At 52.1% G+C, this 14834-nt stretch carries 12 protein-coding genes and 1 other RNA gene; 2 read left to right on the top strand and 11 right to left on the bottom strand.

Features of this window, described 5'->3' with window-relative positions:
- Window positions 1-23: 23 nt before the first annotated feature.
- The 8 genes from ffs to JHL22_RS00030 form a co-directional block, all read right to left on the bottom strand.
- Window positions 24-121, bottom strand: an RNA gene (gene ffs, locus JHL22_RS00065) — signal recognition particle sRNA small type.
- 71 nt (window positions 122-192) lie between these two features.
- On the bottom strand, window positions 193-825 hold the full coding sequence (locus JHL22_RS00060; RefSeq protein WP_200232599.1) for a YadA-like family protein: 633 nt from the start codon (window positions 823-825) through the stop codon (window positions 193-195).
- 141 nt (window positions 826-966) lie between these two features.
- Window positions 967-4473, bottom strand: a complete 3507-nt coding sequence (locus JHL22_RS00055; RefSeq protein WP_200233124.1) for a UvrD-helicase domain-containing protein — start codon at window positions 4471-4473, stop codon at window positions 967-969.
- 4 nt (window positions 4474-4477) lie between these two features.
- Window positions 4478-7168 (bottom strand): PD-(D/E)XK nuclease family protein, encoded by a 2691-nt coding sequence (locus JHL22_RS00050; RefSeq protein WP_200232598.1) that lies wholly within the window; start codon window positions 7166-7168, stop codon window positions 4478-4480.
- A gap of 205 nt (window positions 7169-7373) precedes the next feature.
- Entirely contained in the window at window positions 7374-7805 is a 432-nt protein-coding gene (locus JHL22_RS00045; protein ID WP_200232596.1) for a MaoC/PaaZ C-terminal domain-containing protein, read from the bottom strand.
- Window positions 7802-8248: an FAS1-like dehydratase domain-containing protein gene (locus JHL22_RS00040; RefSeq protein ID WP_200232595.1), complete on the bottom strand. Its 447-nt coding sequence runs from the start codon at window positions 8246-8248 to the stop codon at window positions 7802-7804. Before JHL22_RS00040 ends, JHL22_RS00045 begins: the two co-directional genes overlap by 4 nt.
- Window positions 8249-8263: 15 nt before the next feature.
- On the bottom strand, window positions 8264-9514 hold the full coding sequence (locus tag JHL22_RS00035; protein WP_200232594.1) for an ABC transporter substrate-binding protein: 1251 nt from the start codon (window positions 9512-9514) through the stop codon (window positions 8264-8266).
- Between the two features lie 183 nt (window positions 9515-9697).
- Window positions 9698-11332 carry an acyl-CoA synthetase gene (locus tag JHL22_RS00030; protein WP_200232593.1) on the bottom strand — a complete coding sequence of 545 codons (1635 nt, stop codon included), beginning with the start codon at window positions 11330-11332 and terminating at the stop codon, window positions 9698-9700.
- Window positions 11333-11587: 255 nt separating this feature from the next.
- Here JHL22_RS00030 and JHL22_RS00025 point away from each other — a divergent pair, with 255 nt between their 5' ends.
- Window positions 11588-12109, top strand: coding sequence for a hypothetical protein (locus JHL22_RS00025; protein ID WP_200232592.1), 522 nt, complete (start codon window positions 11588-11590; stop codon window positions 12107-12109).
- Window positions 12110-12239: 130 nt separating this feature from the next.
- On the opposite strand, the gene tnpC is transcribed toward JHL22_RS00025, so the two are convergent.
- From tnpC to tnpA, 3 genes are all read right to left on the bottom strand, one after another.
- Entirely contained in the window at window positions 12240-13790 is a 1551-nt protein-coding gene (gene tnpC, locus JHL22_RS00020; protein ID WP_200233115.1) for an IS66 family transposase, read from the bottom strand.
- 91 nt (window positions 13791-13881) lie between these two features.
- On the bottom strand, window positions 13882-14226 hold the full coding sequence (gene tnpB, locus JHL22_RS00015) for an IS66 family insertion sequence element accessory protein TnpB (RefSeq protein WP_169295558.1): 345 nt from the start codon (window positions 14224-14226) through the stop codon (window positions 13882-13884).
- Complete coding sequence (gene tnpA, locus JHL22_RS00010; RefSeq protein ID WP_200232591.1) at window positions 14223-14627, bottom strand: IS66-like element accessory protein TnpA; 405 nt, start codon at window positions 14625-14627, stop codon at window positions 14223-14225. Before tnpA ends, tnpB (JHL22_RS00015) begins: the two co-directional genes overlap by 4 nt.
- Before the next feature lie 21 nt (window positions 14628-14648).
- Here tnpA and tnpB (JHL22_RS00005) point away from each other — a divergent pair.
- A partial coding sequence (gene tnpB, locus JHL22_RS00005; RefSeq protein WP_200232590.1) for an IS66 family insertion sequence element accessory protein TnpB occupies window positions 14649-14834 on the top strand: 186 nt, incomplete at its 3' end.

Here is a 14834-nt window from a genome sequence, read left to right as displayed (position 1 = left end):
ATTTTTGTTGTATATGGGTATAGGGGGGTGAGCCTTACTTCGGCACTGAACCTGAGCGATTATGGCTGCTTCGTTCCCGACCTGACCAGTTTCACCGCCGGCCCATGCGAAGGGGCCCACCGACAAGCATTGTAGCAGCTTTGGAAATTATTACAATCTAAAAGTGAAAATTAACCCGGACTGCGTGCACATTTAACGCCAGCGATAGCCTACGCCAACGCCCGCCCCCACATCACCACCCGAAGAACCCACCACAGAGCCATTAAGCAACCACTTGCCATTGTCGGTTGCAGCAGATACACCAACAGCATAACCGGACTCACCCGACCAGGTACCGCCACCCACGCCAACCACTTTTTCACCCGGCAAAACCGCCTGTGGCAAATTGGCTGCGGCAATCGCGGCCGCTGTGCCTTCATCAGCCTTGCGTTCGGTTTGACGTATTTTACGGTTTACATCATTAAACATTTCTTTGGTTTGGCCCAAGTTCACGGCATCGGTAGGCCGGCTTCCTGCCGCCACCCCTGAAATCGCACGAGGACCTTCGCTACCTGCCACGGACACTTCTTTTCCATTAGCTTGCCCGCCTACAGAAATCGTACGGGTATCATCATTTTGGGTAACTGCTACAGGAGAAGATGCAGGTACCGCTTCATACACCGTTTGCATGGCAGCCATGATGGGGCTAACCGCCTGGGCCATTACCGGCAAACCGCTAAAAACCGCAACTGCCGTTGCCCCACACACTATCCAATTGCGCAACACCGTGCTTGTATTTTTGTCTGACACTGTTGTTTTCCATGCTGCATGATTAATCGGATTCATTGGCTCTCCAAAACTTAAAATCTAGTAAACATAATTAGTTGACAAGCATTATTCCCCTTTTTCAAATAAATGTTTTATATAAACCCATAAATTAACAACTTATTACATCATTGTTATGAAATAATCCGGCTACAAGACCGCTTATAGCGTTAACCAGCGATTTGTGCCCAGCGCGTAAATAACCGCTCGGGCAGGACGACCATCCAAGGCAGTCAAGCGTTCACAATAATCCTGCAACTGTTTACGGTAAGTTTGCCGCAGACGATCTTCAAACACCTCATCAGACTCATTGTCATGTTGTTGTGCTGTTTTATAATCAACCACCAGCCAGCCATCAGGCTCGGAAACCGCCACGTCCACAATCAGCACTTTGCCATTGGCATCCACCAGTTCCCATTCCTGACGGGCATTGGCCTGTGTCAACAGCCATTGCCCCTTGTCATGATTCAGGCAACTTAGCAATAGTGACTGCACCCGCCCGGTAGCCTCGCGGGCCTGTTGGGGACGCAAACCTTCCTGCAACAATTGGCGCACAATAATATTTTCAGCCGACTGAATCCGTGCGGGTGTCCAGCCTTGTAATTGATCTTGCCCCATACGGGCCAGCCAGGCATGCGCCACCGTACCGATATGTGCCTCAAGGCGCTCTTCAAACTGCCAGGCTCCGCCATCGTGAAGAGCAGGAGCTGCCGGCTTATAAACGACACCCGCTTGCGCGTGCAGGCTTTGCATCGTGGCATCGGTAAAGCGGATTAACGGCGGCCCCACCACCTCGTAGCGACTGTTTTCATTGCCCTGCCCGTTATTGACCAGCGACACAGGCAAATATGGCGGCTTAACCGTATCGAAGGTATCCATTAAAGGCTGTAAGCGCGAGAACAGGGTGCTGGATGACGCCTTGGCAACCACCCCTTCCTTAACCTGCAGTACCGCTACCAAATGCAGCCGTTGGCATGCCCGTGTGGCGGCAACATATAGCAGGCGATCCAGCTCATAATCGGTGCGCTTTTTTTCCCGTCCGGCCAGATAGACCGAAATGGGATCTTTTTCCTGTGATGCCCTAGGCTTGATCGGCCCCAGCAACAAGTGCCCCTCGGACTGCTCAAACCGTAGCAAAGGATCGGGGTTATTGCGGGGTACCCGATGCAGGCCATACAAAATAACCTCCTGAAACTCCAGCCCCTTGGATTTATGCATCGTCATGATGGTGACCGCATTTTGCTCATGCGAGGACGCGGCATACAGGCGCTCAAGTTCACGGTCAAGATCGGCAGGATTCAGGCCACCATAAGGGGCAATCTTGTCCAGCAGGCGCAGCACCGTCTGCACATCGGCACATTCACTTTCATGCGCATAAAAAACAAACCCGCCCAAACCGCGCCAAACGGATTCCACATGGGCTGAAAAAGTGATGGCATCCCGCTCAAAAGAGCGATTCAGCAAGGCCCGGGCCACCGGCAACACACGGGCCAGTTCGGCCGCGGACAAATCCGCCGCTTCGGCAAGCGCTTGCCCGTTAGCGCCGGAAGTGCCTGCCAATACCTGTGCCAGCAACTGAGGCACCGGTATTTTCTGCTGTTCGCCAAACAGGGTATCCAGCGTGGCCAAGGTCAGGCCGCACAAGGGTGAGCGCAACAGGGAAAGCCAGGCCACCCGGTCGGCAGGGTGCGACAAGGCTCGAATCAGCTGCACCAGATCGCTCACCACCTGACGGTCTTTAAGTGGCTGAAAGTCCACAGCCCGCACGGGAATGCCTTCCATGCTTAATCGATGCATCAATTCATTAAGATGTGTTCGCGCCCGCACCAGAATGGCGACGGGATTTTTTTTACCGGCATGCGTTTGCAGTGCCGACTTGACCAGTTCAATCACCCTGTCCTGAGCGGCTGTTTCGGCCATTGCAGGGGTCATTTCAATGACAGAAGGTTCTTCATCCTGGACGGATACCTGTGGCAAGGTATCTGCATTGAGCAATTGGGCGGGTATGTGGCTGCCATAATAAAATGGATGCATCAACACCGCCGGCGACATTCCCTCGTTATTAAAGGGCACCGATGCCGTATATTTGATGGCCCCCAGCGCCGGGTTATCTGTGGCCGGGAATACCTTTGCAAAGGCTTGGTTAACCCACTCAACCACGCCCGAGCGGGAACGAAAGTTCTCACTTAATCTGAGCACAGTCAATGGCAAATCATTAATGCTTTCCTCGGACACCTTCAAAAACAGACCCACTTCGGCTTTCCTGAAACGGTAGATCGATTGCATTGGGTCGCCCACCAGAAACAAGGTGCGGTCTTCGTTGGCCAGCCAGCCTGACGTCAGCTTGCGAATCAGGTCAATCTGTACCTGACTGGTATCCTGAAATTCGTCAATCAGAATATGTTTAATCACGGCATCCAGCGACAGCAGCAATTCGGCCGGATCATCTACAGAGCCCAACGCCTGCCCTGCCCGCCAGGCAATTTCAATAAAATCCACCTCGCCTTCACTGGCAAAAACCTGTTCAAGCTGTTGCGCGGCCAGCTTGAGGCATTCCAGCAGATGAGCAATAATATGCATTTGCTGCGGAGTCATCAAAACATCCGGCAAGTTTGTCAAATCATACAAGGCTTGCGTCCATTCTTCCGAATCAGGCCGCTGTGATTCCAGCCAGGTTTGCATGGCATCTTTGTGCTCTGTCTTGGGCGGGAAACCTTCGTTTTTAGTTAAGCGGCTGCGCAGCTGCCCTTTACCCGTCAGCAACAGGCGGGCCATCGCCTTCCAGCGGGCAATATCCGTAAAGTAAGGCAACAGGGGGGTGCCATCCCAGTCCAGTAGCGGGTAGTCATCATCGTGGCTGACAGCCGGGTCTGCCAAGGTACTGGCCGCCATCCTGGCCATGGGCGCCAAACTGCTGGCCCAACCCATAGGCATCAGCCCGCTCACCCTGGCAATATCCTCATCCATGGCCTGCGCCAGGGATTCCATCACGACCTGCATGGCGCCCGCAGGGTCATTCACCACCTGCAGCCACTGGTCCCTGAACCCCAACATATCCACCAACAACTCTTCGGCAGGCTGCAAATCTACATCCAGATGCGCCACCAGTGCCTGCACGCATTCGGTACTGTCAATATGGGCCAGTGTTTTGCGGGCCGCCTTGCCGTACAGGGCACGGGCATCTTCGGCCACCGAAGGCATACCGCCCATCCCCGACAGCCAGGGCATGGAGCGCACCAGCGAAGCACAAAACGAGTCAATGGTTTTAATGCTAAGACGGGCCGGATGCGCCAGCAAATTCCAGCCTTTTTCCAGGTCACGGTGCAAAGCCGCACGAGCCAGTTGCCAGCTTTTTTTCTGGTGCGCTGTTTCAGGCTCTTCTTCCTGCAAACCCAGCGCCAGTTTTTTCAACACCCGCGCATGCATTTCCGATGCTGCCTTGCGGGTAAAGGTAATGGCCAGGATTTCCTCGGGCCGGTTCACCGTGGCCAACAAGGCCAGAATCCGGTCAGTTAGCAACTCTGTCTTGCCGGAACCGGCCGGCGCCTGAATCAGGAACGACTCACCAGGTTTCACGGCCCGTGCACGGGCCTGATAATCACTGGGCAAGCGTTCTCCCGAATCACTAAGCGGGTGTGTCGGGGAATGTAAGAATTGCTCTGCTGTCATGGTTTCACTCATCGTCACTTTCTTGCGCCAGTCTTAAAAAGGGTTTTACATCGCAATACTGCAAATCGTTTTCCCGCCAGGCACGGTTAAATGCCTTGCCGGCAGAAAAATCATCGGCCAGTTGTTCCATCACCCGTTGCCAGCGTTGCAACAATTCATCCCAGGAAACCGGCGGCTCCCAACTGTCACGATTGTCCAGGCCGTCAATACCCAGGTCTTCATTGGCAATGCCCTTAAGCTCAATCTGGCGGGCATTCAAGCGGGCAAACAACAGCCCGGCCACCGGATTACCCTTGCCAGACCCCATCACCGAAGCATAAAAAGGCAATTGCAAATTAACCGGCACCTCTCGTGACCAATCCTGTTTGAAGGAAGGCGTACTGCCGGATTTATAATCGACAATCACCTGCTGGCCATCCGCCAAGGTATCAATCCGGTCCATGCGTAATGACAGGCTGACCTGCGCACGCTGCCACTTCACATCCTGCTCCAGCTGCTGCACGGCAAAAGGTTCGCGCTTAAGTTCAATGAGCAAAAAATCCATTACGATCTGGCGGGCACGGTCTTTTTCCATTTGCACCACCGCAGCATAATCATGCTTCAGCTCCTGATCGGCTGCCAGTTCCACGCATTCATTCACAAAAGCCTCAAGAGAGCCGTCTTCAAATTTTTCAGCCAGGCGCTCCCAATCTTGCAACATGCCCCACACCAGTTCCATGACTTTATGCAGAAAAATGCCGCGCACCCGCTGGCTCACCGCCTGCGGGTAATCTTTCAGTTCGCGCGCACCCAAACGGTAACGGGCAAAGGCCCACAGCGGATTGCGCGCCTGGGTTTCCAGCACATCCAGGCCACCTCTTACCGGACGGTTTCCTGAAAGCGCAGGGGCCTGATGATCAGGCAACACTTCAAGTTTAGGATTAAGTGCGGTCTCTTTTGCGTCCGCACATGAAATTTCAACCTCAAACAATGGAATATCTTCCAATAATGAAGATGCCCTGAGCTCTTTTTCACCCTCCATCAGGGGCCAGCTTACGCTGACTTGCGGGGCACATTGCCTTAAAGCATGAAACATCTCATCGGCCCAGGCTTTTTCCCGTTCGGGGGTGGCACGGGGCGCATTAACCCGACGCAGTGCGGTGACCGGCAAAAAAGGATTGGGGCTAGGACTGGCAGGCAATACCTCGTCGGTCAAGCCCAAAATCCATACGGCATCCCAACGGCCGCCTTCAGCCTCAAGAAACCCCAGGACATCAAGCCGTGCCTGTTTGTCCCTTTGTGGCTGAAAAGCCGATTGCAGGGCAAGCCGATACAACAAGGCGCAGGCACCTGTGCCATCAAGAAGCCCGCCCACCTCATACAGGGCAGAAAAGCGGACCAACAGATTTTCAAAGGCCTGACACACCTGAAAGTTGCTACTGCTTAAGGTTGCCGGCCCCGGAAACCCCAGACTAACCAGGCATTCGCGAATACGCTGCGCCCATTGATCTGTGCGGGCACGGGTATATTTTTCCTGAAAAGGATGGCGCCAGTGTTGGTAAATCTCTTTAAAATCAAAAGAAAGATCATCGGCAAACTGATCAAACACAGCCAGAACATCCGCTTCAGGAATCGTTATATCTTCATTTTGACGCAATTGGGCATCCTGTTGTGCCATGGCGGCCAAGGCGGACGGTTTGACCGCACAATGCCCGGCCAGCAGGGCCGCGCCCAACACCTGTACCTCGCATTGCCGGCGGCTGCCAAGCTGTGCCAGCAGCCTGAGCCAGGCAAACGCGGCCCGCACGGGGGCCCATTCTGTTAATGGGCGGCCAACCGCCACGTTCCAGGACAGCTCATGGCGACCAAGATTTTGTGCCAGCAAGCGCCTGGCCAACGGTGCTTTTGCTTCCAGATCGGGGGCCACAATCGCATACGTGCCCCGGGGATTTTCTTGCAGGGCCTGTCTGGCCCATTCAATGGCCGTTTCCCATTCTGCTACCGTATCACCCAACGCTGTCTTGCCAACCTCACTGGCGCTGGCCGAATTTTCTGCCAGTACCGCCAGGTCTGTGCCATTATCCTGACAAGCATTTAACAATCTGCTTAAGCGCGGCGCACATTCTGTAAACCCAAGCAAAATAATTTGCTGCGGCAAGTCCAGGTTTTCCCCGTTCTCCAGTGTGCGAATCAGACTTTCCTGCATCAGGCAATCGTCTTCGGCATCTATTTGGGACAGACGATGCAGGTAAGCCTTTTGCCATTGCCTGAATCGTTCATATTCTTGCGTGCTTTCATCATCTTTAACCTGAATATGCCAGTCGGCACACAAATGATGGGCATCAGCAGCCATTTTTGCCGTTTGCGGCAAGTCCAGCAAACGCCCCGCCCCCTCTTCCTGCTCAATAACCGATTCCCACACCAGCTGTTCGGCAAAACGGTCCAGCGCAATGGCCGGCACATGACCTTGCGCAGTAAACAAACGGGCATCATGCAAAGCACGAAGCCATCGGCCCAGCGGCATAATCAAGGGCAATTCAACAATGCGGGCAGAAGAACCCATTTGTTGGGTTAGTAGCTGCTTCAGGCGCAATGCCTGCCGGTTATTAACCGTTAACACCAGTTGCTGGCGGGCATCACCCGCCACAAGCGCGTCAATGGACAGGGCTGGCAAAGAGGAAATCGAAAGCGTATATGCAGGTGAAACGGCAGTCATAAGCACCTATTCAAGGTTAAAAACATCATTTGGCAGCAATAATGATACTTGATTGAACGTGACGTGACTTGACTTGACAGTTATCCTCTGGGGCATTGCCTGGCATTTTTTGCTTTATGACGTGCAATACCGCACCCTACCCTTGCAACACCGGTACGGATCACAGGCGACGCATTGGGCATTAACAAAGCAGTGTTCTGAATATTCAAATAAAAGGCAATGTTACCCGCACCTCTGCGGTTAGCCTTGGCACACCATGCTGGTTGCAAACGTTCAAGTCCATCATAAACTGCAGGCCGGTTTCGGTTTGTTCTGCCTGTCTGATTATGCCGGTGCATACCGGTTGCTCTGCCAACTGCATGATGCTCACAAAGCGCACCTTGATATTATCCAGAGACTCTTGCCGCACAATGCGGGCAAGGCACTGCTGCATGAAGGCAAACGTAAACATGCCATGCACAAAAACATCATCAAAACCGGCAGCTTGTGCATAATCACTATCTATATGCAATGGATTATGGTCGCCCGAAGCCCCGGCAAAAAGAGCCAGCGCCGCACGGCTAAAGGGTTCCCCATGCCATATCGGCAAAGGGTCTCCTGCCTTGCAATGCCTTAATTTAAACCCTGAATTGTTCATGATTTCCGATTTTCCACAAACACCGATATCAAATCGGCTACATGCCTTCCATCCTGGTTGTCCACCCGTGTATAACGCTCAAGAAAATACAGGGTGCCGTTTTTTTTGGTATAGGTATCTGCCACCCGGGAAGTAAAAGTTAGTACATCACCGGCAAAACACTGGCCATGGCAGATGAATTCCTGCGAAGCATGCAATGTTTTACCGGCATCCAGATCCACCTCGTCAAACCAGGCATACGGGCTTTCCTTGTTCATTTCCAGGCCAAACAACAACCCCACTGGCACCACGACCGACGGATACCCCTGCGCTTTGGCATAAACCTCATCAAAGAAGCAGCGCTCGGTCTGCCCGGTGACTTTCGCATAAAACTGTACCTGGAACAGGGAAACCGGCACCTGGTGAGACCCTAACTCCTTACCAATCAACCCCGATTCAGGCATATTGACTCCTTATGTTCAACGCTGTGTTACCAAGTGGCATTTGGACTCTGACAATGGAAGGTTGGCATCTTCGGCCGGGATAACACCCTTGATCTGGTAATAATCCCATGGTCTTGTGGAATCGGCCGGTTTTTTCACTTCAAGTAAAAGCATATCATGGGCAAACTTGCCATCCTCCCTAATCTTGCCTTTAAACAGGCCATCATCAATTTCTTTTGATTTCAAATAAGCCATTACCTTATCGGCCTTATCAGTACCGGTTTGCTTGATGGCATCCAGATAGTTGATAATCGATGAATACACTCCGGCCTGCCCCATGCTGGGCATTTTGTTTGTTTGGGTATAGTAACGCTCTGACCAGGCACGGGTTTTGTCATCGCGATCCCAATAAAAACCTTCTGTCAGCATCAGGCCTTGCGCCGCTTCCAGCCCAAGCGCATGAATATCATTAATGAACATGACCATGGGTAAAATGCTTTGCTTAGACTGTGTTATGCCAAATTCGGCAGCCTGCTTGACAGCGGTAATCGTGTCCTGGCCGCCATTAGCCAGGGCAATGACATCGGCATTGGACTGTTGGGCATTCAACAAATAAGAAGAAAAATCGGTTGAGTTCAGCGGGTGCCTGGAAGACCCCACAATCTTGCCATTGTTTTTCTCAATCACCTTGCCAGCGGCATCCATCATGGCACCGCCAAAGGTGTAGTTAACTGTAATAAAATACCAATTCTTCTTGCCTGAATCCAGCACATATTTGGCCGTGCCATTGGACAGCGAATACGTGTCATAAACCCAATGCACGGTATTCTTGTTGCATTGCTCGTTAGTCAACGGCAAGGACGCTGCCCCGGACACCAGCGCAATCCGGTTCTTATCGGCAGCAATTTTACTGACTGCCAAAGCGATATTGGAAGTGACCAACTCGGTAATCACATCCACCTTGTCCACATCAAACCATAAATTGGCCCTGGCCATGCCAACATCTATTTTGTTCTGGTGATCGGCACTGACCAATTCTATGGGTATCTTGAAATCGGGATTCTCCTTCTGGAAATCATCAACCGCCATTTGTGCGGCGGTTACTGCTCCGGCACCGGTAAAATCTGAATAAGGGCCACTCATATCGGTCAGCACCCCTATCTTGACCAGATTGTCACTGATTTTTGCCTCATTGGCCTGCGCTACCGGCAATGCAGCCAAGGCTAACGACAGACCAACACTTGCCTTTGCCACCTTACTTAAAATACAACCTCTTTCCCTTTTCATCACCGCCTCCATTTATGTAAATATATTTACTTATAAAGACGAATTATGCCGATTTTTTAAAATTAATAAAGTAATTGCGTATAGGGACTTTCCCTTCCCTGGCAGACAAAACGAAAAAAGGGCATATAAGAAACGCTTATATGCCCTTTGACCATCTCATTTAGTTTTTAACCAACTTGCCCTTTATGACGATGAAGATAATAATGCCTGCGCCTGTTTTCTTAATTCATATTTCTGGATTTTACCGGTGGCTGTTTTTTGCAGCTCACCAAATATGATTTTTTTAGGCACCTTGAAACGAGCCAGGTTGTCACGGCAATATTCCAGAATTTCGTCTTCCTGAACTTGTGCGCCCTCTTTCAGCTCGACAAAGGCAACCGGAATTTCTCCCCATTTTTCATCGCTTAGCGCCACCACCGCGCAGTTGGCCACGCCCGGGTATTTATACAGCACGTCTTCAACTTCAATACTGGAAATGTTCTCACCACCTGAAATAATAATGTCTTTGCTGCGGTCTTTGATTTGCACGTAACCATCTTCATGCATGACACCCAGATCGCCCGTATGGAACCAGCCACCGTCAAAGGCTTCCTGGGTTGCATGCGGGTTTTTAAGATAACCTTTCATGACGATGTTACCCCGGAACATCAACTCGCCCATTTCAGCACCATTGGCCTTAACGTCTTCCATGGTGGACGGATCTTTTACGCTTAAGCCGGCCTGCAGGTGATAGCGCACACCCTGGCGAGATTTAAGTTTAGCCCGTTCTTCTGTGCTTAACGCTTGCCAGCTGTCGTGCTCTGCGCAAACCGATGCAGGGCCGTAGACTTCGGTAAGGCCATAAACATGGGTAATATCAAAACCCATTTTTTCCATGCTGGCCAACACGGCTTCAGGTGGCGCTGCACCGGCAATTAAACCCTTAACGGTGTGGTCAATGCCTTTTTTAAGATCATCTGGCGCATTGGCCAGGGCGGAATGCACCACAGGAGCGGCGCAATAATGCGTGACCTTTTCATCGCGGATTAAATCAAGGCAAACCTTTGCATCAAACTTACGCAGGCATACATTAACCCCGGCACGGGCAGCCACTGTCCAGGCAAAACACCAGCCATTGCAGTGGAACAAAGGTAAGGTCCACATATAAACAGGATGCTTGACCATATCCCATTCTAAAATATTTGACAGTGCATTAAGGGCTGCGCCCCGGTGATGGTACACCACCCCTTTAGGATTACCGGTGGTGCCTGAGGTGTAGTTAAGCGCGATGGCATCCCATTCATCACTAGGCATTTGCCAGTTATCGAGGTCTTTGGCAGAAGCCAGCAGGGATTCATAATCAAGCTCGGCAAACGGTGGTACATTTTGTGGCCCCAAGGCATCATTAACCTGAACAATAGTAAGATGCGGCAATTTGCGACGAATTTGAGGAATATGGGCGTCGAACTCGCTATCTACCAGCAACACTTCCGCCTCGCCGTGCTCGAGACAGAAAATAAGACTGTCTGTGTCTAACCGCACATTAAGCGAACACAGCACACCACCCGACATGGGTACCCCAAAATGGGCCTCTACCATGGCAGGTGTGTTGTGCAACAAAACGGCAACCGTAGAATTACGCTGAACCCCCAACTGGCGCAGGGCAACGGCCAACTGCGTACAGCGACGGTTGGTTTCGGCCCAGTTTTGCCGGATTGGCCCATGTACAATTGCCAGGCGATCACCATAAACACTGGCGGCACGCTGCAGGTAATCAATGGGGGTTAGGGTGGCATAATTGGCCTTGTTGCGTTGAAGGCCTGTATCAAAATCAGCCATTGTGTCTCCTGTTGGCTATTCATTAATTTATACAAGATGTTACCAGAAAGATTAACAAATAAATCCCGAATAGATCAACATATTGACGATTATTTTTAACTATTCCAAAGTTGAATAGGCTTGATAACTGCTATGGCACAATTTTTTCAGTTATCTGGCCTACAAAATAACGCCTACACTTTCAAACCCGCCACAACTTGCTTAAAGTTGTCTAAAATGCCAGCTTCGTTTCTTTAACTCAGGCACTATCACTTCATGAATACGGCACAAATCCAACTTCTGCGAGATGCAGCCAGGCAGGCTGATACTGGCAAGCACTGGATTGCCACGGCCAAATTCCTGGACATTGCCAACCCCAAGATCATTGCCGATTTATGCGATGAAGTGCTTACCTTGCGGGCCGGGTACAACAAAACCCCCAGCATCATGCCCTCTAAAAACGCGCTAGAAGAAGTATTCCAAATGGAATGCCCCAACCCTTCTTGCGACAAAACCAAAGATGGTTACGCCATTCGCTACGCTGGGCAAACCTACGACGCAGACAAAGCTGAAGCAGCGCCGGGTGTTGCCTGGACCGCACAGGAAATTGCCATTTTCAAGACCCGCCAAGACGGCAGCATTACAGAACTGCTAAGCCGCCTGGAAAACATGGCGCACATCCCCACCTGGTACCTGACAGTAGAAGCCGGCAGAAGAAAAGGCTATGAAGGTACTTTGATTTTTAAATACAGCCGGGAAGCACCCAACCGGGCACAGCAGCTGACGTTTCTGGATTGAGTTCCGGCCACAGCGCATATCTCAATCAGTTAAAATCCACGAAGGCACCGGCTCGTTCCCTCCTGCGTTGGTAACGAGTAAGACCGTAACGCTCCGCCCCATACCGTATTGACAGCTTAAAACTTGTTTTTTACAGCTGCACTCGCCAGGGCAATAATTCGTCGATGCGATTAACCGGATAGTCGGCAATCACCGACAGCACATGACGCAGGTACGCTTCGGGATTGATCCCGTTCAGTTTGGCCGTGCCCAGCAAACTGTAAAGCGTTGCCGCCCGCTCACCACCCGCATCCGAACCCAGGAATAGATAATTCTTGCGTCCTACAGCCACGCCACGTAATGCCCGTTCTGCCGCATTATTATCGATTTCAATTTCCCCGTCATCCAGATAGCGTGTCAAGGCCTGCCACTGGTTAAGGGCATACTGGATGGCATCGCTCGTCACGGATTTGCGTGACAGGGTCGGCAACTGCTGCATGAACCACTCATGCAAGGCAAGCACAATTGGCCATGACTTGTCCTGGCGTTCAGCCTGACGAGTTAGTGGTGGACTGCCCCGGATGCCGGCCTCAATCTCATATAAACGGCCAATTTGAGTGAGCACATGATGGGTAATATCAGAGGGCCGATGGACATGAATATCATGGAACTTGCGCCGGGCATGGGCCCAGCAACCCGCTTGGGTCACCTGGCCGGTTCGGTATACCTCGTTGTAACCAGCATAGGCATCGGCCTGTAAAATACCCTCGAAGTTTTTAAGGTGGGTTTGTGGATGAATGCCCTTGCGATCGGGTGAGTAGCGGAACCAGACCGCCGGTGGCTGGGTGCCGCCACTGGGGCGATCATCGCGGGCATACACCCATAAGCGGGCTTGCCGGGTTTTACCGCTCCCCGGTGCCAGCACCGCAATCGGGGTGTCATCGGCATGCAGCTTGCGGGCGCTAAAGACATGCTGGTGCAAGGCGTTGATCAATGGGCGCAGCAATTGATGCACGCCACCTACCCAGTCGCCCAGCGTGCTCTGGCTCAAGGAAACATGCTCCCGCTCCCACATCTGGCTTTGGCGGTATAAGGGTAAATGATCCAGATATTTGGAGACCATGATATGGCTGAGCAATCCTGCTCCGGCATAACTGCGCGCCAAGGGGCGGCTGGGGGCCGGTGCCTGCGCCATGCGATCGCACTGGCGGCAACTGAAGCGGGGACGCACATGACGGACCACCCGCAAGCTGGCGGGGACATAGTCCAGCACTTCACTCACATCTTCGCCAATACGTTGCCAGGCGCCACCACAATCGGGGCAGCAGCACGCCTGCGGCAGGTGCTCCTGGATATCGCGAGGCAGATGTTCGGGTAAAGGTTTGCGCACCGGTGCGGTGCGCGTTGGCGGTGTAACAGGTTCTGGCTGAACGGGATGATCTCCCTGCTTGATGTGCAGTTCTTCCAGCTCCAGTTCCAGCTGTTCTATCTGGCGCACCAGTTTCTCAGACTTCTGGCCAAACAGCAGGCGCTGTAATTTGGCCAGTAATAAAGTCAGGCGTTCGATTTCCTGTTTATCGTTCAGGCGTCCTGATTTCAGGGTGTCACGCTCCAGCCGAACCGCTTCCATGTCGGCTTGCATGGCAAGCACCAAATGCTGTAAATCTTCAATGGAATCGGGAAGCGGTGGCGGTGTAGGCATAGCCGTTATTTTACCAAACAACCACCCTGACAGCATTAAATAAAAAGCCGGAACGCCAGTCAATACGCCATTCTGTCGTTTTTTAGGGCGTCTATACGCGACTCGGTTTATGTGTTCTGGCGGGCCGTCGCCAGTCAATGCCTTCGAGCAACATGGACAGTTGCGCAGGCGTTAAATGCACTGATCCGGATTCAGCTTGCGGCCAGACAAAATGGCCTTGTTCCAAGCGTTTGGCCAACAGGCACATACCGTCTCCACTCCACCATAGCACCTTGATACGGTCGCCTTTGCGTCCACGAAAGACAAATACATGACCACTGAAGGGATCCTGTTGCAAGACGTCCTGGGCAATGGCGGCCAAACCATCAAAGCCCCGGCGCATATCGGTCACACCTGCCGCCAGCCAGACGCGGGTTCCTGCGGGTAAGCCAATCATTTAAGCGCCTCAATGACCATGGATAATAACTGTGTCGAACACTGGTGATGGACCTGTAAGCTCCCCTTGGGTAGCGTGATGGTTAAAACCACCTGTGTTTGATCGTGCGGATCCCGTCCCTTAATCGTCATCTTTTGATGGGCAAGAGACGGCTCCGTCACGGTAACGGGCAAAAAGGAAGTGTCTTGATATTTGGCGGGGGTTGTTTCCAGCTGCTGGTTATGGTATTCATTACGCCAACGGCATAATTGATTGGGATGCAAATCGTGTTCACGGGCAACCTCAGCGACCGTTAATTCATTGCTGAGCAAATGCTCAACCACGCTGCGTTTAAAATCTTTGGTGAAATGACGGCGAGAAAGACGCCGGTACGCGTCTGTAGAAGTGTGAGTGCTGTTCATAAGTTCCAACCTAAAAATAGATTGGAACCTATTGTCGTTTTTCTACGAGGAAATTCAAGACGGCACTGGTCGGAGCATTACGACCAGATCTGGTTGGGTACCGAACCTGTCGACATGCGGGCTGGCATGGATACCTTGCTGAGCCGCGTGGTCATGGTCTTTGGTGCCGCCCAGCCCCATCATGCCTACCTGTTTACCAACCGCAGG

Source organism: Advenella mandrilli (assembly GCF_016595155.1).
In the GTDB taxonomy this organism is placed as follows: Bacteria; Pseudomonadota; Gammaproteobacteria; order Burkholderiales; family Burkholderiaceae_B; genus Advenella; species Advenella mandrilli.
The sequence above is the reverse complement of the archived record's forward strand: the minus strand, read 5'-3'. Positions and strand labels throughout refer to the sequence as shown.

Bases quoted from the DNA above. Each gene is read 5' to 3' on its own strand.
- JHL22_RS00055 (WP_200233124.1), bottom strand. From the start codon at position 4,473: ATGACAGCAGAGCAATTCTTACATTCCCCGACACACCCGCTTAGTGAT.
- tnpA (WP_200232591.1), bottom strand. From the start codon at position 14,627: ATGAACAGCACTCACACTTCTACAGACGCGTACCGGCGTCTTTCTCGC.
- JHL22_RS00045 (WP_200232596.1), bottom strand. From the start codon at position 7,805: ATGAACAATTCAGGGTTTAAATTAAGGCATTGCAAGGCAGGAGACCCT.
- tnpB (WP_169295558.1), bottom strand. From the start codon at position 14,226: ATGATTGGCTTACCCGCAGGAACCCGCGTCTGGCTGGCGGCAGGTGTG.
- JHL22_RS00060 (WP_200232599.1), bottom strand. From the start codon at position 825: ATGAATCCGATTAATCATGCAGCATGGAAAACAACAGTGTCAGACAAA.
- JHL22_RS00040 (WP_200232595.1), bottom strand. From the start codon at position 8,248: ATGCCTGAATCGGGGTTGATTGGTAAGGAGTTAGGGTCTCACCAGGTG.
- JHL22_RS00030 (WP_200232593.1), bottom strand. From the start codon at position 11,332: ATGGCTGATTTTGATACAGGCCTTCAACGCAACAAGGCCAATTATGCC.
- JHL22_RS00035 (WP_200232594.1), bottom strand. From the start codon at position 9,514: ATGAAAAGGGAAAGAGGTTGTATTTTAAGTAAGGTGGCAAAGGCAAGT.
- tnpC (WP_200233115.1), bottom strand. From the start codon at position 13,790: ATGCCTACACCGCCACCGCTTCCCGATTCCATTGAAGATTTACAGCAT.
- JHL22_RS00050 (WP_200232598.1), bottom strand. From the start codon at position 7,168: ATGACTGCCGTTTCACCTGCATATACGCTTTCGATTTCCTCTTTGCCA.
- JHL22_RS00025 (WP_200232592.1), top strand. From the start codon at position 11,588: ATGAATACGGCACAAATCCAACTTCTGCGAGATGCAGCCAGGCAGGCT.